The organism is Streptomyces omiyaensis, assembly GCF_014650895.1.
Lineage (GTDB): Bacteria > Actinomycetota > Actinomycetes > Streptomycetales > Streptomycetaceae > Streptomyces > Streptomyces omiyaensis.
Genome location: NZ_BMVV01000012.1, coordinates 120,328 through 138,006, shown reverse-complemented (window position 1 = coordinate 138,006; position 17,679 = coordinate 120,328). Strand labels below are relative to the sequence as shown.

Annotated in this window: 13 protein-coding genes; 7 read left to right on the top strand and 6 right to left on the bottom strand. The window is 76.3% G+C overall.

The annotated features are described in order from the left end of the window. The first annotated feature begins 3 nt into the window (after nt 1-3). From IE287_RS21170 to IE287_RS21155, 4 genes are all read left to right on the top strand, one after another. Nucleotides 4-1,191, top strand: coding sequence for an MFS transporter (locus tag IE287_RS21170; protein WP_189850697.1), 1,188 nt, complete (start codon nt 4-6; stop codon nt 1,189-1,191). Nucleotides 1,192-1,293: 102 nt separating this feature from the next. Next, on the top strand, nt 1,294-3,444 hold the full coding sequence (locus IE287_RS21165) for a SpoIIE family protein phosphatase (RefSeq protein ID WP_373307872.1): 2,151 nt from the start codon (nt 1,294-1,296) through the stop codon (nt 3,442-3,444). Then, complete coding sequence (locus IE287_RS21160) at nt 3,441-6,221, top strand: SpoIIE family protein phosphatase (protein ID WP_189850695.1); 2,781 nt, start codon at nt 3,441-3,443, stop codon at nt 6,219-6,221. Before IE287_RS21165 ends, IE287_RS21160 begins: the two co-directional genes overlap by 4 nt. 152 nt (nt 6,222-6,373) lie before the next feature. After that, on the top strand, nt 6,374-7,642 hold the full coding sequence (locus IE287_RS21155; RefSeq protein ID WP_189850694.1) for an amidohydrolase: 1,269 nt from the start codon (nt 6,374-6,376) through the stop codon (nt 7,640-7,642). Here the strand turns inward: IE287_RS21155 and IE287_RS21150 are convergent. Beyond that, a complete protein-coding gene (locus IE287_RS21150; RefSeq protein ID WP_189850693.1) occupies nt 7,639-8,829 on the bottom strand; it encodes a hypothetical protein in 1,191 nt (396 codons plus the stop codon). The genes IE287_RS21155 and IE287_RS21150 overlap by 4 nt on opposite strands. 208 nt (nt 8,830-9,037) lie before the next feature. On the opposite strand from IE287_RS21150, the gene IE287_RS21145 reads away from it, so the two are divergent. Then, nucleotides 9,038-9,892: an NAD-dependent epimerase/dehydratase family protein gene (locus IE287_RS21145; RefSeq protein WP_189850692.1), complete on the top strand. Its 855-nt coding sequence runs from the start codon at nt 9,038-9,040 to the stop codon at nt 9,890-9,892. A 153-nt stretch (nt 9,893-10,045) separates the two neighbouring features. Here IE287_RS21145 and IE287_RS21140 read toward each other — a convergent pair whose 3' ends face one another. Then, nucleotides 10,046-11,017: an AraC family transcriptional regulator gene (locus tag IE287_RS21140; protein WP_229883624.1), complete on the bottom strand. Its 972-nt coding sequence runs from the start codon at nt 11,015-11,017 to the stop codon at nt 10,046-10,048. Between the two features lie 55 nt (nt 11,018-11,072). Between IE287_RS21140 and IE287_RS21135 the strand changes: the two genes are divergently transcribed. Both IE287_RS21135 and IE287_RS21130 read left to right on the top strand, forming a co-directional pair. Then, nucleotides 11,073-11,312, top strand: a complete 240-nt coding sequence (locus IE287_RS21135) for a hypothetical protein (protein ID WP_189850691.1) — start codon at nt 11,073-11,075, stop codon at nt 11,310-11,312. A gap of 45 nt (nt 11,313-11,357) precedes the next feature. Beyond that, nucleotides 11,358-12,587 carry a TerD family protein gene (locus IE287_RS21130; RefSeq protein WP_189850773.1) on the top strand — a complete coding sequence of 410 codons (1,230 nt, stop codon included), beginning with the start codon at nt 11,358-11,360 and terminating at the stop codon, nt 12,585-12,587. A 73-nt stretch (nt 12,588-12,660) separates the two neighbouring features. On the opposite strand, the gene IE287_RS21125 is transcribed toward IE287_RS21130, so the two are convergent. From IE287_RS21125 to IE287_RS21110, 4 genes are all read right to left on the bottom strand, one after another. Continuing rightward, nucleotides 12,661-13,680: a 1-aminocyclopropane-1-carboxylate deaminase gene (locus tag IE287_RS21125; RefSeq protein WP_189850690.1), complete on the bottom strand. Its 1,020-nt coding sequence runs from the start codon at nt 13,678-13,680 to the stop codon at nt 12,661-12,663. Nucleotides 13,681-13,727: 47 nt separating this feature from the next. Next, the gene (locus IE287_RS21120) at nt 13,728-14,441 is read right to left on the bottom strand and encodes a GntR family transcriptional regulator (RefSeq protein ID WP_189850689.1); all 714 of its coding nucleotides are present in this window, start codon (nt 14,439-14,441) and stop codon (nt 13,728-13,730) included. 130 nt (nt 14,442-14,571) lie between these two features. Further along, nucleotides 14,572-16,020 carry an alkaline phosphatase PhoX gene (locus IE287_RS21115; RefSeq protein ID WP_189850688.1) on the bottom strand — a complete coding sequence of 483 codons (1,449 nt, stop codon included), beginning with the start codon at nt 16,018-16,020 and terminating at the stop codon, nt 14,572-14,574. 148 nt (nt 16,021-16,168) lie between these two features. Continuing rightward, nucleotides 16,169-17,617 carry a hypothetical protein gene (locus IE287_RS21110; protein ID WP_189850687.1) on the bottom strand — a complete coding sequence of 483 codons (1,449 nt, stop codon included), beginning with the start codon at nt 17,615-17,617 and terminating at the stop codon, nt 16,169-16,171. Nucleotides 17,618-17,679 lie beyond the last annotated feature (62 nt).

The following is a 17,679-nucleotide window of genomic DNA, read 5'->3' as shown; positions in this document are numbered from 1 at the left end:
GCCATGCGCTGGTATCTGACGGGTGTGGTCGTGTCCGGGTTCGGGACGACGGCGATGTGGCTGGTCTCCGGGATCTGGGTCAAGTCGCTGACGGGTTCCGACGGCCTCGCGGCCCTCACCGCCTTCGCCCTGTGGGCCCCGGCCCTGCTCGGGCCGCTGCTCGGCACGCTCGCGGACCGGGTCCGCCGCCGTCCGCTGCTGATCGCCCTCGACCTCGCGATGGCCGCCGTGCTGCCGCTGCTGCTCTGGGTGACCTCGGCCGACCGGGTGTGGCTGCTCTTCGCCGTCCTCGTCCTCTACGGGGCACAGGGCGCCGTCCACGACGCGGCCGAGCAGGCGCTGCTCGCGACCGGACTCGCCAAGGAGCGGCTCGGATCGGCCAACGGCTGGCGGATGACGGCGGGCGAGTCGACGAAACTGATCGCCCCGCTGGCCGCGGCGGGCCTCTACGCCCGGTACGGGAGCGGCCCCGTCGTCCTCCTGGACGCCGCCACCTTCGTCCTGGCCGCGGCCGCCTTCGCCGCCCTGCGGGTCCGGGAGGAGCCGCCGGCGCGGGCCGCGCGGGAGCCGGGCGCGTGGTGGCGGGAGACCGCCGAGGGGGTCCGGCTGCTCGCCGCCTCGCCGGTGCTGCGGCCGCTGGTCGGCACCGGGGCCCTCACCATGCTGCTCGCCGGGGTGAACGGGGCGGCGGTCTACGCGGTGGTGGACCGGGGGCTCGACCGCCCCGCCGCCTACGCCGGGGTGCTGTACGCGGTGCAGGGCGCCGGATCGGTGCTCGCCGGACTGACCGCGGGACCCCTGCTGCGCCGGGTCCCGGAGCGGCTCCTCGCCGCCGGCGGCCTCGCGCTCTTCGCGGCGGCGGCCGGGGTGCGGGCGCTGCCCTCCGAGGCGGCGGCGCTGACGGCGAGCGCGGTGATCGGCCTGGGCATGCCGTGGGTGCTGGTGGCGGCCGTGACGGCGGTCCAGCGGGAGGCCCCGGCGGAGGCGGTCGGCCGGGTCGCGGCGACCGCGCACACGGTCCTCTTCGTGCCGAACGCGGCGGCCCTGGCGCTGGGCGCGGCCCTGGTCACCACCGTGGACGTCCGGGTGCTGCTGCCGGTGGTCGCGGCGGCGGGGCTGACGTGGGCGGCGGTCGCGGCGGCGCGGACCCCGGCCCGGGGGGAGGACGGCGCCCTCACCGGCTCCGGATGACCGGCCGGCTCCTGGTCGGCCGTGCTCGTGGTGCGTGCCCGCGGGCGGCCGGGGAGCATGGAAGGGGCGGCGGGCTCGGGCCCCAGGCGGGAGGAGGGCAGTGTGACGGCCGGTTCCTTCCCGGAGACGGGCACGGGGACGGAGGAGGGCCGCGGCGGGCTGCCCCGCGGCACGGGCGGCGGCGGAGCGGCCGGGCCCCCGGGCGGCCTCGTGCCCGGCACGGCCTTCGACGCGCGGGGACTGCTCGACGTGCTCGGGGTGGCCGCGGTGGTCGTGGACTCGGCCGGGCGGATCGTGCTGTGGAGCCCGCAGGCCGAGGACCTGTTCGGCTACCGGGCCGACGAGGCCCTCGGGCAGTACGTGGCCCGGCTGATCATCGACGAGCAGCACCGGTCCGAGGCGATGCGCCTCTTCGGCGAGGTGCTGCGCCGCGGCACGGCCTGGGCGGGGACCTTCCCCGTACGGCACAAGGACGGGTCGGTCCGCGAGGTGGAGTTCCGCAACATGCGGCTCACCGACGACCTGGGCGATCTGTACGCCCTCGGCATCGCCGCCGACCGGGCCGCCGTCGCCCGGGTGGAGACCGAGCTGGCCCTCTCCGACCGGCTGGTCGACCAGTCCCCGATCGGCCTCGCGGTCCTCGACACCGAGCTGCGGTACGCCCTGGTCAACCCGGCGCTCGAAAGGTTCAACGGGCTGCCGGCCGCCCGGCACCTGGGCCGGCGGCCCTCCGAGGTGCTGGAGGGCGTGGACGCGGCGCCGCTGGAGGCGGCGGCCCGGCGGGTGCTGGAGACCGGGATGCCGCTCCTCGGCCTCCAGGCGATGGGCGGGACCCCGTCCGACCCCGGCGGCGGCGAGCACGCCTGGTCGGTGTCGTTCTACCGCCTGGAGGCGACCGGGGGCCGGGTCCTCGGGGTGGCCGCGTGGGTGGTGGACGTGACCGAGCGGCACCGGGCGGACGCGGCGGCCGGCCGGTCCCGGCGGCGGCTCGCGCTGATCGCGGACGCCTCCACCCGGATCGGCACCACCCTGGAGGTGGAGCGGACGGCGGACGAGCTGGCGGCGGTGGTGGTGCCCGCGCTCGCCGACGTGGCCGCCGTCGACGTCCTCGACTCGGTGCTCTCGCTGCGCCGGACGGACTCCCCCGAGCGGGGCCCGGCGCTCTTCCGGGCGCTGGCGGTCAAGAGCGGGCACGAGACGGAGGCGCTGGCGGCCGCGGACCCGCCCGGGTCGGTCGCCCTGTACGGCGCGGAGCGGCTGGTCACCCGGTGCGTGCAGACCGGGCGGCCGGTCCTGGTGGCCCGGGTGGGGCCGGAGGACCTGCCGCGGATCGCCCGCAGTCCGGAGGCGGCCCTGCGGCTGGCGCGGGCCGGGGTGCACTCGTACCTGGCGGTGCCGCTGATCGCGCGGGGCGAGGTGCTGGGGGCGCTCGACCTGAAGCGGGACCGGCACCACCCGCTGCCCTTCGACGCGGACGACGTGCTGCTCGCCGTGGAGCTGGCGGCCCGGGCCGCGGTCGGCATCGACAACGCCCGCTGGTACCAGAACGTGCGGAACGCGGCCGTGACCCTCCAGCGCAGCCTGCTGCCCGGCGCCCCTCCCGAACGGCCCGGCCTGGAGGCGGCCGCCCGCTACCAGCCCGCCCAGGAGTCCAGCGAGGTCGGCGGCGACTGGTACGACGTGATCGCGCTGCCCGACGGGAAGACGGCCCTGGTGGTGGGGGACGTGATGGGCAGCGGCATCGACGCGGCGGCGACCATGGGCGGGCTGCGGACCGCCACCCGCGCCTTCGCCGACCTGGACCTCTCCCCCGCGCAGGTGCTGCGGCACCTGGACCGGATCACGGTCGGCCCGGAGCACTCCATCGCGACCTGCCTGTTCGCGGTGCACGATCCGCGCCGGGGCCGCTGCCGGATCGCCAACGCCGGCCACCTGCCGCCGGTGCGGCTCCCGGCGGACGGCCCGGCCGAACTCGTCGACGTCTCCACCGGGGTGCCGCTGGGCGTCGGCGGCGGTGCCTTCCGCACCACACGGGTGCCCTTCCTGCCCGGCGACCGGCTGGTGCTGTACACGGACGGGCTGATCGAGACCCGGGACAGCGCCATCGACGAACGGCTCGCGCTGCTCGTCGCGCTCGTCGAGGAGACCCGGGAGCTCTCCCTGGAGGAGAGCTGCGACCGGCTGCTGCGGGAGCTGCGGCGCCCCGGCGCCCCCGACGACGTGGCGCTCCTCATCGCCCGGAGCACGGCGTGAGGGCCCGCCGGGGCGGCTCGCCGGCGGGGCGGGGCTCCGGGCTGCGGAGCCTCGCCGGGCAGGTCCTCGCCCTGGAGGCGCTGATCGCGCTCCTGGTGATCGTGGCGGCGGTGTTCGTCACCTTCCGGCAGGCCCGGCAGGACGTGCTGCGGGACGCCGAGGTGCGGTCGCTCGCGGTGGCGGAGGCCTTCGCGAAGGCGCCCGGCGTGGACACGGCGCTGGCCTCGCCGGACCCGACGGCGGCGCTCCAGGAGCGCGCGGAGCAGACCCGGGTGGCGACCGGGGTGGACTTCATCGCGGTGCTGGGCCCGGACGGGGTGCGGTACACGGACGCGCAGACCGGGCTGATCGGGGAGAAGGCCACCGGCGACCTCTCGCGGGCGGTGGTGGACGGCGAGTCGTACACCGAGACCTTCCGGGGCGCGCCGAACGACGCGGTGCGGGCCGTGGTGCCGGTGGTGGACGACGACGGCCGGATCGTCGGCATGGTGACGAGCGGCATCGAGGTGCAGTCGCTCAGCGAGGCGGTCGAGGGACGGCTGGTGGTGCTGCTGGCCGCCGGCGGCGGGGCGCTGGTGCTCGCGGTGGGCGGGGCGGCGCTGGTGGCGCGGCGCCTGCGGCGGCAGACGCACGGCCTGGGCCCGGCGGAGATGACCCGGATGAAGGAGCACCACGAGGCGGTGCTGCACGCGGTCCGCGAGGGGGTGCTGATCGTCGGCGGGGACGGGCGGCTGCTGCTCGCCAACGACGAGGCGCGGCGGCTGCTCGGCCTGCCGGCGGACGCCGAGCGGCGGCCGGTCGCGGAGCTCGGGCTCGATTCCCGCACGGTCGAGCTGCTGGAGTCCGGGCGGACCGCGACGGACGAGGTGCACCGGGCGGGCGACCGGCTCCTCGCGGTGAGCGTGCGGCCCACCGTGCCGGCCGACGGGCCCGGCTCGGGCAGCGTGATGACGATGCGGGACACCACCGAGCTGGCCGCGCTGAGCGGGCGGGCGGAGGTGGCGCGGGGCCGGCTCCAGCTGCTGTACGAGGCGGGGGTGCGGATCGGGACGACCCTGGAGGTGGTCCGGACGGCGGAGGAGCTGGCGGAGGTGGCGGTGCCGCGGTTCGCGGACTTCGCGACCGTGGAGCTGCTCGAACCGGTGCTGCGGGGCGAGGAGCCGCCGCAGGACGCGACGCTGGCGGAGATGCGGCGGACGGCGATGAGCGGGGTGCGGGCGGAGCAGCCGCTCCAGCCGGTCGGCGAGGTGATCCGCTTCCACGTGCCGAGCACGCCGATGGCGACGGCGCTGTCCGGCGGGCACGCGGTGGTGCAGGAGGAGCTGGCGGCGGCGGACGGCTGGCGGGCGCAGGACCCGGAGGGGGCGGCGCGGGCGCTGGCGTACGGGATGCACTCGCTGCTCACGGTGCCGCTGCTGGCCCGGGACGTGGTGCTGGGGATGGCGAACTTCTGGCGGGCGGACACGGAGGAGCCGTTCGGCGAGGAGGACCTGGAGTTCGCGGAGGAGCTGGCGGCGCGGGCGGCGGTGGCGATCGACAACGCCCGCCGGTTCACCCGGGAGCACGCGATGGCGGTGACGCTCCAGCGCAGCCTACTGCCCCGGGTGCTGCCCGAGCAGAGCGCGGTGGAGGTGGCGTACCGCTACCTGCCGGCGAAGGCGGGGGTCGGCGGCGACTGGTTCGACGTGATCCCGCTGCCGGGCGCGCGGGTGGCGCTGGTGGTGGGCGACGTGGTGGGGCACGGACTGCACGCGGCGGCGACGATGGGCCGGCTGCGGACGGCGGTGCACAACTTCTCTACGCTGGACGTGCCGCCGGACGAGATCCTCGGGCACCTGGACGAACTGACCGGGCGGATCGACGAGGAGGCGGAGCCGGCGGCCGCGGCGGGCGACGGCGGCCGGCGGGAGGAGACGATCACCGGCGCGACCTGCCTGTACGCGATCTACGATCCGGCGACCGGGATGTGCACGATGGCGAGCGCGGGGCATCCGGGGCCCGCGGTGGTGGACGCGGAGGGGCGGGTGGAGTTCCCTCCGCTGGCGCCGGGGGTGCCGCTGGGCCTGGGGCTCGGGGACGTGCCGTTCGAGTCGACTCGGCTGCGGATCCCGGAGGGCAGCAAGCTGGTCCTCTTCACGGACGGGCTGCTGGAGGACCACGGGCGGGACGTGGGAACGGGGCTGCGGCTGCTGCGCCGGACGCTGGAGCGGCCGGAGCGGAGCCCGGAGCAGACCTGCGCGGACATCCTGGCGAACCTGCTGTCGCCGGCGCCGCGGGACGACATCGCGGTCCTGGTGGCGCGGACCCGGCGGCTGCCGGCGGACCGGATCGCCGAGTGGGAGGTGGCGCGGGACCCGGCGGCGGTGTCGCCGGTGCGGAACGCGGCGGCGGCCAAGCTGGGCGAGTGGGGGCTGGACGAGGCGGCCTTCGCGGTGGAGCTGATCCTGAGCGAACTGGTCACCAACGCGGTGCGGTACGGGGCGGATCCGGTGCGGGTGCGGCTGCTGTACGACCGGACGCTGGTGTGCGAGGTCTCGGACGGCAGCAGCACCTCGCCGCATCTGCGGCACGCGGCGGAGACGGACGAGGGCGGCCGGGGCCTGTACCTGGTGGCGCGGTTCGCGGAGCGCTGGGGCACCCGGTACGGGCGGCGGGGGAAGACCATCTGGGCGGAGCTGCGGGTGGGGCCGGGCGGCGGCGACGGCGGGCCGGACACGGCGGGGACGGGGCCGGCGGCCGCGCTCGACCTCGACGCGCTGGAGAAGCTGGCCTGGTGAGGAGGGGGCCCCGCTCCGGACCGGCGGGCCCGCACGGCTCGGGACCGAGGCCGCGCACGGCTCCGGACCGGTGGCTCCGTACCTCTCCGGACCGGCGGGCCCGTACCCCTCCGGACCGGCGGCTCCGCACCCCTCCGGACCGGTGGGTCCACATGGTATACCAAAAGGGTCCGCCAGAGCCCGAAGGAGACCCCGTGAGCCCCACGCCCCGCACCGCGACCCTCTTCCACGACGTCCGGCCCTTCGGCGGCCCGGCCGGCGACCTGATCGCCGTCGACGGGGTGCTCGTCGACGAGCTCCCCGAGGGCGTGGCCGTCGAGCGGGTCGACGGCGGCGGGCGCCTCGCGCTGCCGACCCTGGTCGACGCGCACATCCACCCGGACAAGACCTCCTGGGGCGAGCCCTGGTACCGCCGCCGCGCCGCCGCGGGCATCGCCGACCACGTGGCCGGGGACGTGGAGCTGGCCCGGTCGCTGCCCACCCCGGTGGGCGAGCGGGCGCTGCGCCTGATGTCCCACGCGGCGGCGCTCGGCACCCGCGCGATGCGCGCCCATGCGGACGTGGCCCCGGCCTACGGCCTGGCCGGGATCGAGGGGATCGCCGAGGCCGCGGCGAAGCTGGCCGGGATCGTCGACGTCGAGCTGGTCGCCTTCCCCCAGCACGGCGTGGTCCGCGCGCCGGGCACCGCGGAGCTGCTGGCGGAGGCGGCGGCGAGCGGTCTGGTCAGCCATGTGGGCGGCATCGACCCGACCGGCTTCGACGCGGACGGCGGCCGGGAGGGCGACCAGCTGGGCCTGGTCTTCGCCCTGGCCGAGAAGCACGGCCTGGGCCTCGACATCCACCTGCACGACCGGGGCGAGCCGGGCCTGGCGGTGATCCGCGACATCGCCGCCCGCACCCGCGCCGCCGGTCTGCGGGGCAAGGTGACGGTGGCGCACGCCTTCGCCGTCGCGGGGCTGGCCGGCCGGGAGCTCGACGGGACGGCGGAGCTGCTCGCGGAGTCCGGGGTGGCGCTGACCACGGTCGCGCTGGGCGAGACGACGGTCCTGCCGTTCCGCCGGCTCGCCGAGCGCGGGGTGACGGTCGGCCTCGGCTCGGACGGCGTCCGCGACAGCTGGAGCCCGTACGGCGACGCCGACATGCTGCACCGGGCCTGGCTGGCCGGCTGGGCCCTGGACGCCCGGCTCGACGAGGAGCTGGAGGCCTGCTTCGGGGTCGCCGCCGACGGCGGCGCGGCGCTGATGGGGCTGCCCGCCGCCGATCTGCGCCCGGGCTCCCCCGCCGACTTCATGCTGGTCGAGGGCGAGTGCGTGCCGCAGGTCGTGGTGGACCTGCCCCGCCGCGACCTGGTGGTCCGGGCGGGCCGGGTGGTGGCCCGGGACGGCCGCCTGGTCCGGTCCGGCCCCCTGGAAGCACGCTAGGGCGTTTCCTTCGGATTCCGTCCGGCCCGCGCCGGCCGGCCGAGTTCCGCGAGCGCGGCCCGGACCGCGGCCAGGTCGCCGTCGGAGGCCAGGCCCGCGTGGTAGAGCCGGAGTTCGGTGGCCCCCTCGGCGAGGGCGCGCCGGGCGTCCGCGGCGAGGCGGCCGGGGGCGCCGCCCATGCCGCCGACGACGGAGAGGTTGGCGGCGAGGGTGGCGCCGGGCGGGCGGTGGGCGGCGAAGGCGGCGAGCCGGCCGGGCCGGGCCACCACGCCGTCGGCGAGACCGAGGACGTGCGCGGGATCGGTGCCGGCGTCGGCGCCGCAGCGGTACGGGTCCGGGTCGGCGTGCAGCAGGATCCGGAAGCCGGGCGGGGCGGCGGCCCGGACGGCGGCGACGGCCGCCTCCTGGAGGCCGCGGGCGGTCCGGGCGCGCCAGGCGAGGAGGGGCGCCGCCCGGGCGCCGAGCTCCCCGGCCGGCCCGGCGCCGGCCCAGACGGGGGCGAGGGCGGCGCGGACGGCGGCGGCCAGCGCGTCCGGGTCGGCGCCCTCCCCGGCGTACCCCCGACGGCAGTGCGGGCAGAAGCAGAGCGACAGGAGCAGCTGGGCGCGGTCGTCCAGCGGGACGCCACCGGTCTTGTCGTGGGCGTGCAGGTGGGCGTAGCCGTACCAGCCGCAGGACTCCAGCTCGGTGCCGCTCGCGCCGGGGCGGACGGCCGCCTCGGCGGCGAGGTCCACCAGCAGGGCGCGGACCTCGGGGTGGGCGATGCAGGGGGCCCAGGGGTAGCGGTCGCCGTGGGCGTTGACGACGGAGGTGTCGGGGTGTTCGGCGCCGAGGCGGGAGTTGTGGGCGAGGACGACCCAGCTGTGCACCGCGAGGCCGGTGCCGTCGAGGGCTTCGGCGGCGCGCCCCCAGGCGTCGCCGGGGGCCCAGTCGCCCGCGGGGTACGGGGCGAGCCTGCGGCCGGTCCAGCGGGCCGGGTCGGGCGGGTAGAGCACGGCGGCGTGCCCGGCGGTGACGACCCGTCGGGCGGGGTGGCGGGGGCTGAGCGCCCGGGTGGAGTGGTAGGCGGCGGCGAGGGTGACCTGCCGGACGCCGAGGCCGGCGAGGAGCGCGGGGGCGGCGGGGTCGCCGTCGACGTCCCAGGGGTAGAGGAAGGCTCCCGTGCGGGGGAGGGCGGGGGTGGTCACGGGCGCTCCCGGAAGGACAGGTCACACGACTCCACGGCCGTTCACATCCATGAACGACCCTCGCACGCTAACCCTCCGGGCCTGCCGGGTCAAGACGAACGGACCTGCTCGCACCGCACCTTGACGACCCCCCGGCCCCTCCCTAGCGTGTCCACGTCCGTGAATGGCCGCCGACCGGCCCCGCGTCCCAGCCGAGGAGAACCCCCCGATGCCCGCACCCCGCACCCTCCTCCTCACCGGTGCCGCCGGCGGCGTCGGCACCCTCATGCGGGAGCTGCTCCCGGCCCACGGCTACGCGCTGCGCCTCCTCGACGCCGTCCCGGTGCCCGGCGCCCCGGACGCGGTCGTCGCCGACCTCGCCGACCGGGCGGCGCTGCGCGAGGCCGTGCGGGGGGTGGACGCGATCGTGCACCTGGCCGGGATATCCCTGGAGGCCGACTTCGACGCGATCGTCGCCGCGAACGTCACCGGCCTCCACCACCTCTACGAGGCGGCCCGCGAGGAGGGCGTCGGCCGGATCGTCTTCGCCTCCAGCAACCACGCGGTCGGCTTCACCCCCCGGCCGCGCGACGGCGAGCCGCCGGTGCCGGTCACCACCCCGCACCGGCCCGACACCTTCTACGGCCTCTCCAAGTGCTTCGGCGAGGACCTGGCCCAGCTCTACTGGGACCGGCACGGCGTCGAGACCGTCTCCGTCCGCATCGGCTCCTGCTTCCCCGAGCCCACGTCGGTCCGGATGCTCTCCCTCTGGCTCAGCCCCGCCGACTGCGCCCGGCTGCTGCACGCCGCGCTCACCGCGCCGGACGTCGGCCACACCGTGGTGCACGGCTCCTCCGCCAACACGCGCGAGTGGTGGGACCTGTCGTCCGCCAGGGCGCTGGGCTACGAGCCCCGGGACGACTCGGAGCGGTACGCGGAGAAGCTGATCGCCGAACACGGCCTCCCGCCGGCGGGCACCCCCGACGACGTCTACCTCGGCGGCGGCTTCACCACCACGGCCCCCCGCTGGCGTGCCGGGGGGCCGGACGGGGACGGAGCGGACGTCCGCGGGCCCGGTCGGTGATACGGGGGAGCCGACCGGGCCCGGTTCGACGGCGCGCGCTGGCAGCGCCGGACGCTCCCACCGTAGGCCGCCACCAAGATCACCGCGAGCCACGGAACGCGGCCTCTGTCCGGAATGCGCGGCCGACAGGAGCACGCGGGCGCACGCCCCGGCTCAGGGCGCCGTCCGCAGCGTCCGGGAGGGCGACTCGCCGAACTTCTCGCGGTAGTGCGCGGCGAAACGGCCCTGGTGGGCGAAGCCCCAGCGCCAGGCGACCTCGCTCACGCTCACCTCGTCCGGCTCCGCCGCCCGCAGCTCCTCCCGCACCCGTTCGAGCCGGACCTCGCGGACGTACGCCATCGGCGACATCCCGACGTACTCCCGGAAGGACTCCTGGAGCCTGCGGACGCTCACCCGCGCGTGGGCGGCGAGATCGGAGGTGGTGAAGGGGTGTTCGGGGCGCTCCCGCACCGCGTCCATGGCCCGCTTCACCGGCGCCGGGCGGCGCGGCCCGGCCGGGTGGGCGAGCTCCTCGCGCCAGGGGTGCTCGGCGGCGAGCAGCAGCCCGTTGAGGAGCGCCTCCTGGAGCGGGCGGGCGACGAGTTCGTGATGGGCGAGGCCCTCCCCGGCGAGCGCCTCCGCGGCGACCCGGCGGGCGAACCGCACCCAGCCGAGGCCGGGGCCGCGCGAGATGTCGACGCGGGGCCGGAAGGCGAGCGGGCCCTGCGGCGGCCGGCCGAGCAGGCTCTCCAGCCGGTCGCGCAGCTCGTCGGCGCCGACCTTGACCGAGAGGATCCGCCCGTCGCCGCTCCAGCGGTCGAGGAAGGTGTCCCCGGAGGGGTCGAGGAGGAGCGCCTCGCGGGCGGTGGCCCGGACCGCGGGGCCGCGGCCCTGGCGCATCTCCATGGTGCCGCTGAGCGGGGCGTTGAGGTGGTACGCGCCCAGCTCGCCGAAGCTCATCCGGACGTCCGCCCCGCAGCTCAGGTCGCCGATGACGAGCGGCCCGAACTCGACGATGTCGAAGCGGGCCGCGAAGGACCGGTGGTCGTCCACGACGTCCATCCGGCTGGTGTAGTAGCGCACGTCGAGTTCCTGACGCGCCTCGTCGACGTCCCCGGTCGTGAAACTCCCACCCGCTGCACCCACGGTGCGAAAGATAATTCATATGACGGAACCGTCCGGGGGCGGGCAGGATGCCGGCATGCCACAACCCCATGGATTCGCCTACGAGGAGCGCAAGGACGGCTCCGTCGTCCTCACCCACCACGGCCGCGCCGCGGGGGTGCTGCGCGGCGCCCGGGCGGCGAAGTTCCTGGCCGAGGCGGAGTCCGGCGACCTCCAGCTGGTGATGGCCCGCTGGACCGGGGCGTACCGTTTCGGCAACGAGCGGCAGGCGCGGAGCCATCCGCGTAACCAGGGTGGCGGAACCCGCCGCGGGTAAGGGAACGGCAAAGGGACCCGGATCGTTGAGCCTGGCATGACCGCAATGACCCCCGGCTCGAACCTCCCGCTCACCGCCCCCCGCGTGGCGGTGGACGTCGCCGCCCCCGTGCGGCTCGACGTCTCGGGCCTGCTGCTCGGCGCCAACGGCAAGGTGCGCTCGGACGACGACTTCATCTTCTACAACCAGCCCGCGGGCCCCGGCGTCACCTACCGCTCCGGCGGCGGCGCGGCGCCGGACGCGATCCTGGTGGACACCGGCGGCCTGCCCGCCGGCATCGAGAGGATCGTCGTCACGGCCAGTCCGGACGCCGCCGGCCAGACCTTCCAGGGCATCGAGCCCACCGCGACCGTCCGCGACGCCGACAGCGGCGCGGTCATCGCCACCTTCACCCCGCCCCGGCTGGCCGGCGAGACGGCCCTGGTGGTCGTCGAGATCTACCAGCGCAACGGCGCCTGGAAGGTCCGCGCCGTCGGCCAGGGATACGCGAACGGCCTGGCCGGCATCGCGACCGACTTCGGCGTCTCGGTCGACGAGGAGCCCGCCGCGGCCCCCGCGCCGGCCGCCCCGGTCGCCCCCGCGCCGCCGGCCCCGCCCGCGCAGACGCTGCCCTCCTTCACTCCCCCGCCGATGCCGCCGGCTCCCCCGGCGGACCCGCGGGTCGCCGCCGCGGCCCCGGCCGCCCCGGCCGCCACCGGCAAGATCAACCTCGACAAGGGCCGGGTCAGCCTCCAGAAGAACCAGACGGTCTCGCTGGTCAAGGGCGGCCGTCCGCTGCTCTCCCAGGTGAAGATGGGCCTCGGCTGGGAGCCCGCGTACCGGGGCAAGGACATCGACCTGGACGCCTCGGTCATCGCGTACGGCCCGCAGCGCAACCACCTGGACAGCTGCTACTTCGGCAAGCTGACCATCCTGGGCGGGTCCGTCCGGCACTCCGGCGACAACCTCACGGGCGAGGGCGCCGGCGACGACGAGGTCATCACCGTCGACCTGGGCCGGCTGCCGGCCGACGCCACCGGCCTGGTCTTCACGGTCAACTCCTTCTCCGGCCAGAAGTTCACCGAGGTCGCCAAGGCGTACTGCCGGCTGATGGACGCGGCGACCGGCGAGGAGCTGGTCCGCTTCGACCTGACCTCCGCCGAGCCGCAGACCGGCGTGATGATGGCCAAGCTCATCAAGCAGTTCTCCGGCGAGTGGGAGATGACCGCGATGGGCGAGTTCGTGAAGTCCCGGACGGTGCGGGGCATGGTGAAGCCCGCCGCCCAGGCGCTCTGAGCGGGCGGTCCCCGGCCCCGCGCGGAGTCCGGCGCCCGGGGCGCGCCCCCGGGCGCCGGACTCCGGCGTCGCGCTAGGAGAACAGCGCGCTGTAGGCGTTGAGGGCGGGCTGACCGCCGAGGTGCGCGTAGAGCACGGTCGAGCCCCGGCCGATCTCGCCCCGGTCCACCAGGTCGATCAGCCCGGCCATCGACTTCCCCTCGTAGACGGGGTCGGTGACCATGCCCTCGGTGCGGGCGGCGAGCCGCATCGCGTCGAGGGTGGCCTCGTCCGGGACGCCGTAGACGCCGGCGTGGTAGCGCTCGTCCAGCTCCACGTCGGCCCCGGTGAGTTCGCGCTCGACGCCGATGAGCGCGGCGGTGGACCGGGCGATCCGGGTGATCTGCCCGTGGGTCTCGGCGGGCTTCGCGGAGGCGTCGATCCCGATGACCCGGCGGGGCCGGCCGCCCTCCTCGGCGAGCGCGGCGAAGCCCGCGACCATGCCGGCCTGGGTGGAGCCGGTCACCGAGCAGACCACCACCGTGTCGAAGAAGACGCCGAGCTCCCGCTCCTGCTCCGCCACCTCGTAGGCCCAGTTCGCGAAGCCGAGGCCGCCGAGCGGGTGGTCGGAGGCGCCGGCCGGGATCGCGTACGGCTTCCCGCCGCCCTCCTCGACCTCGCGCAGCGCCTGCTCCCAGCTCTCCTTGAAGCCGATCCCGAAGCCGGCCCGCACCAGCCGCACGTCGGCGCCGGCCAGCCGGCTGATCAGGATGTTGCCGACCTTGTCGTAGACGGCGTCGGGCCACTCGACCCAGCTCTCCTGCACCAGCACGCAGCGCAGCCCCGCGCGGGCGGCGACGGCCGCGACCTGGCGGGTGTGGTTGGACTGCACGCCGCCGATGGAGACCAGGGTGTCGCAGCCCTGCGCGAGGGCGTCCGCGACCAGGTACTCCAGCTTGCGGGTCTTGTTCCCGCCGTACGCGACGCCGGAGTTGCAGTCCTCGCGCTTGGCCCACAGGGACGGGCCGCCGAGGTGGTGCCCGAGCCGTTCGAGGGGGTGGACCGGGGAGGGTCCGAAGAGGAGCGGATAGCGTTCGAAGTCGGTGATCGGCACGGGCGGCTCTCCCTGGGTGGCGGACGGGGCGGGGACAGGAGGGGGCCCTAAGGCTCCGAGGGCGCGGGGACGCCCGAGGCCGCGGGGATGCCCGTGACCTCGGCGACCTCGGTGGCGTCGTCGGCGAGCTGTTCGAGCGCGGTCCAGATCTCGCTGGTGATCCGCACGGCCTCCTCGACGTCCCCGGCGGCGCAGGCGTCGATGAGGCGGGCGTGCAGTTCGGCGGAGCCGCAGCTGCCGGAATCGCCGAAGAGCCGGCGCTCGACCCGGCGGATCAGCGGCGTGTAGCGGTCGATGGTGGCGGCGGCCGCGTGGTTGCCGCTGGCGCCGACGAGGACCTGGTGGAGCTCGTCGTCGGCGTCGAGGGCCGCCTCGACGTCGGAGGCGCGGACGGCGGCGGCGAAGCGCTCGTTGGCCTCGCGCATCGCGCGGATCGCCCCGGGGCCGAGCAGCGGCACGGCGGTGCGGGCGGCGAGCTCGTGCATCACCCGGACGACGGAGGCCGCGTCCCGGACGATCCGGGTGACCGGCCGGGTGACCCGGGTGTAGCTCTGCGGCTTGGTCTCGACGAGGCCCTCGACGGTGAGCCGGGCGAGGGCGTCGCGGACGGGCGCGCGGGAGAGACCGAGGCGGTCGGCGAGGTCGGCGTCCTTGAGCAGGGCGCCGGGGGCGAGGTCGCCGCGCACGATCGCCTCGCGCAGCGACTCGTAGGCCCGGTCGCGCAACAGGGTCCGGCCCACGGGCCGCAGAGCGTCGTCCATGGACTGACAGGTTAGATGTCAGTCCACGGAGCCGACAGAGGATCATGGAACCTGGCGGGAACCCGACGGGAACCCGTCCCGATTCCTCACGGCTTCCCCCGACGTGCGGGCGCCGGGGTCCGACGGGGCGTCAGCGGCGGGGCTGGCGGCGCCAGGGACCGGTGATCGCCACCATGATGCCCGGGTCCTGGATGCTCGCGTACAGGGTGTCGCCGTCGGGCGAGAAGACGACGCCGGTGAACTCGCTGTCGTTGAGGTCGTTGCGCGCGATCGGGTAGGTGCGGCCCGAGTCGGTGGCGCCGAAGAGGTGCGAGACGCCCTCGCCGTCCTCGGCGATGACGAGCCCGCCGTACGGGGAGACGGTGATGTTGTCGGGGCCGTCGTAGGCGCCGTCCTGCTCGGGCGCGGGGTTCACGCCGAGCAGCACCTTGAGGGTGAGGGTGCGGCGCTTGGGGTCGTAGAACCAGACCTGGCCGTCGTGGGCCGCGCCGGGGCTCTCCTCGCGCGCGTAGGAGGAGACGACGTAGGCGCCGCCGTCGGCCCACCACATGCCCTCCAGCTTCCGGGCGCGGGTGACCTGGCCGTCGGCGAACTGCTTGCGCACCGGCGTGGCGCGGCCGTCGCGGTCGGGGACGTCGGTCCAGTCGACGCCGTAGACGGTGCCGATGCGGGTGGCGCGGGAGAGGTCGTCGACGAACCGCCCGGCGGAGTCGATGCACTTGGCGGCCTGGAGGACGCCGGCGTCGTCGGCGAGCGGGCGGTACCGGCCGCGGCCGTGCTCGAAGCCCTGCGGCGGGACCCAGCGGAAGAGGAGGCCGTTGGGGTTGGAGGCGTCCTCGGTGAGGTAGGCGTGGCCCCGCTCGGGGTCGACGACGACGGCCTCGTGGTCGTAGCGGCCGAAGAACTTGAGGGGCTTGGGATCGAGGTTGGCCCGCCGGTCCCGGGGGTCGACCTCGAAGACGTACCCGTGGTCCTTGGTCATGCCGTTCTTGCCGGCGAGGTCGGAGTTCTCCTCGCAGGTCAGCCAGGTGCCCCAGGAGGTGCGGCCGCCGGCGCAGTTGGTGGAGGTGCCGGAGATGCCGACCCACTCGGCGACGGTGCCGTCGCGGTGCACCTCGACGACGGTGCAGCCGCCGGCCGCGGCCGGGTCGTAGACGAGGCCCTCGGTGAGCGGCACGGGGTGCTCCCACCGGGAGCGGGCGCCCTTGAGCTCGTGGTTGTAGACGATGTACGTGGTGCCGCGCGGCCCGGCGAAGGTGGCGGCGCCGTCGTGGTGGGAGGGGGTGGACTCGCCGCTCTCCAGACGGGTGACGCCGGTGCGGGTGACGACCCGGTAGGCGAACCCCTCGGGGAGGGCGAGGACGCCGTCGGGGTCGGCGACGAGGGGGCCGTAGCCGAGGCGGTGGTGGCCGTGCCCGTGGTCGCCGTGGCCGTGGTCGTCGTCGTGGCCGTGCCCGCCGTGGGACCGCTCGTCGCTCGCGAGGGCCTCCGGCGCGGTGGCGAGCACTCCGACGGCGCCGGTGAGGGCGAAGCCGGCGACGGCGGACTTCTGGGTGAACTCTCTGCGGTTGAGCGCCATGGTGTGCGGTCTCTCCCATGCTGGTGGCCGGATGTCGCGCACACCATCGCGCGCCCGCGGGAACGGCGGCTGAACGGCGCGGGAACGGCCGCGGAGCGCCTGCCCCGGTCCGGGGAAAGGCGCTCCGCGGCCGCGGGGAGCGGACCGGTCAGGCCTGGCCGGTGCGGGAGCGGGCCTTGAAGGCGGCCTTGCGGGCCTCCTTGGCGGCCGTCTTGTCCGGGTGGAGCCGGCCCATCGCGTCGAGGACGTCGGCCGTGGAGGGGTGCTCGACGCGCCAGGCGGTCTCCAGGAAGCCGGTGTGACGGCTGGTCAGCCCCTCGATGAGCTCCTGGAGCTCGGCCAGGTCGCCGGCGGCGTCGAGCTGGGCGGCGATGGTGTCCACGGCGAGCCAGAAGATCATGGACTCCGGCGGGGCGGGCACGTCGGCGGCGCCGCGCTCGGCGAGCCAGACGCGGGCGAGGCCGCCGAGCTCGGGGTCGCCGAGGACCGCGCGGACGACCGGCTCGGCCTCGGGGCCGACCAGGGCGAGGGCCTGCTGGCAGTGGAGGCGGCGGAGCGGGGAGGCGGGGTCGGAGCCCCGGGCGGCGGCGAGGAGTTCGGCGGCGGCGGGGACCGGCTCCCGGCCGGCGAGCCAGTCCTCGGTCTCGGCGCGGGCGGCGGCCTCGGGGTAGCCGACGAGGCCGGCGAGGAGGGTGTCGGCGTCCTTCTCCGCGAGGTCGCCGACGGCGGGGGCGTCGACGCCGGCCTCCCGCATGCGGGTGCGGACGCCGTAGAGGCCGAGCGGGGTGAGCCGGACCATGCCGTAGCGGGAGACGTCCTCGTCGTCGACGGACGGGGCGGGCTCCTCGCCCTCCTCGGCCATCAGGGCCTCGTCGACGGGCTGGTACTCGACGAGGCCGATCGGCTCCAGGAGCCGGAACTGCTCGTCGAGCCGCATCATCGCGTCGGAGACCTGCTCCAGGACGTCGTCGGTGGGCTCGCCCATGTCGTCGGGGACGACCATGGAGGCGGCGAGCGCGGGCAGCGGCACGGGACCCTCGCCGGGGCCGCCCTCGCTGACGGTCAGCAGGTAGAGGTTGCCGAGGACGCCCTCCAGGAAGTCGGCCTCCGCCTCGGGGTCCCAGTCGAGGGCGTCGAGGTCGAGGCCGCCGTCCTCGTCGAGCAGCGGCTCCAGGTCGTCGAGGACCGGGGCGACGGCGTCGGCGAAGACGGCCTCGAAGGCGTCGAGCCAGAGCGCGAGCACGTCCCGGGGCGCGCCGCCGGCGACGACGGCGAGGTTCCCACCGGCGGCGGCGGTGCCAGGGGCGTCGTCGGCGGCGCCGTCCTCGACGTCGACCAGACCGGTGTCGACGGCGAGCCGCCAGGCGTCACCCGCCCAGTACTCGGCGTCCTCGTCGTCGCCGAGGCCGAGGACCTCGACCGCGTCCGGGAGCTGCTCGTCGACGAGTTCGCCGCCCGCCCCGACCCGGGTGTCGGGTCCCGCCCAGCGGGCGAGGCGCACGGCGTGGGCGAGGAGCGGGGCGGCCAGGGCTTCCCGAGCCAGCTCCGCGTCCGAGGGCAGCCGAACGGGGGGAAGGGTGGGGTGCTCCGCAGCCATGTGGGGGATCTCCTCGACGCGTGCGTGGATCGGTGTGGACCGGTGTGGATCGGTGGGGGACC

What these genes read in the sequence shown, in the direction of transcription:
- IE287_RS21110 (WP_189850687.1), bottom strand. Translation starts at nt 17,617, where the DNA reads ATGGCTGCGGAGCACCCCACCCTTCCCCCCGTTCGGCTGCCCTCGGAC.
- IE287_RS21120 (WP_189850689.1), bottom strand. Translation starts at nt 14,441, where the DNA reads ATGGACGACGCTCTGCGGCCCGTGGGCCGGACCCTGTTGCGCGACCGG.
- IE287_RS21135 (WP_189850691.1), top strand. Translation starts at nt 11,073, where the DNA reads ATGCCACAACCCCATGGATTCGCCTACGAGGAGCGCAAGGACGGCTCC.
- IE287_RS21115 (WP_189850688.1), bottom strand. Translation starts at nt 16,020, where the DNA reads ATGGCGCTCAACCGCAGAGAGTTCACCCAGAAGTCCGCCGTCGCCGGC.
- IE287_RS21155 (WP_189850694.1), top strand. Translation starts at nt 6,374, where the DNA reads ATGGTATACCAAAAGGGTCCGCCAGAGCCCGAAGGAGACCCCGTGAGC.
- IE287_RS21170 (WP_189850697.1), top strand. Translation starts at nt 4, where the DNA reads ATGCGCTGGTATCTGACGGGTGTGGTCGTGTCCGGGTTCGGGACGACG.
- IE287_RS21130 (WP_189850773.1), top strand. Translation starts at nt 11,358, where the DNA reads ATGACCCCCGGCTCGAACCTCCCGCTCACCGCCCCCCGCGTGGCGGTG.
- IE287_RS21145 (WP_189850692.1), top strand. Translation starts at nt 9,038, where the DNA reads ATGCCCGCACCCCGCACCCTCCTCCTCACCGGTGCCGCCGGCGGCGTC.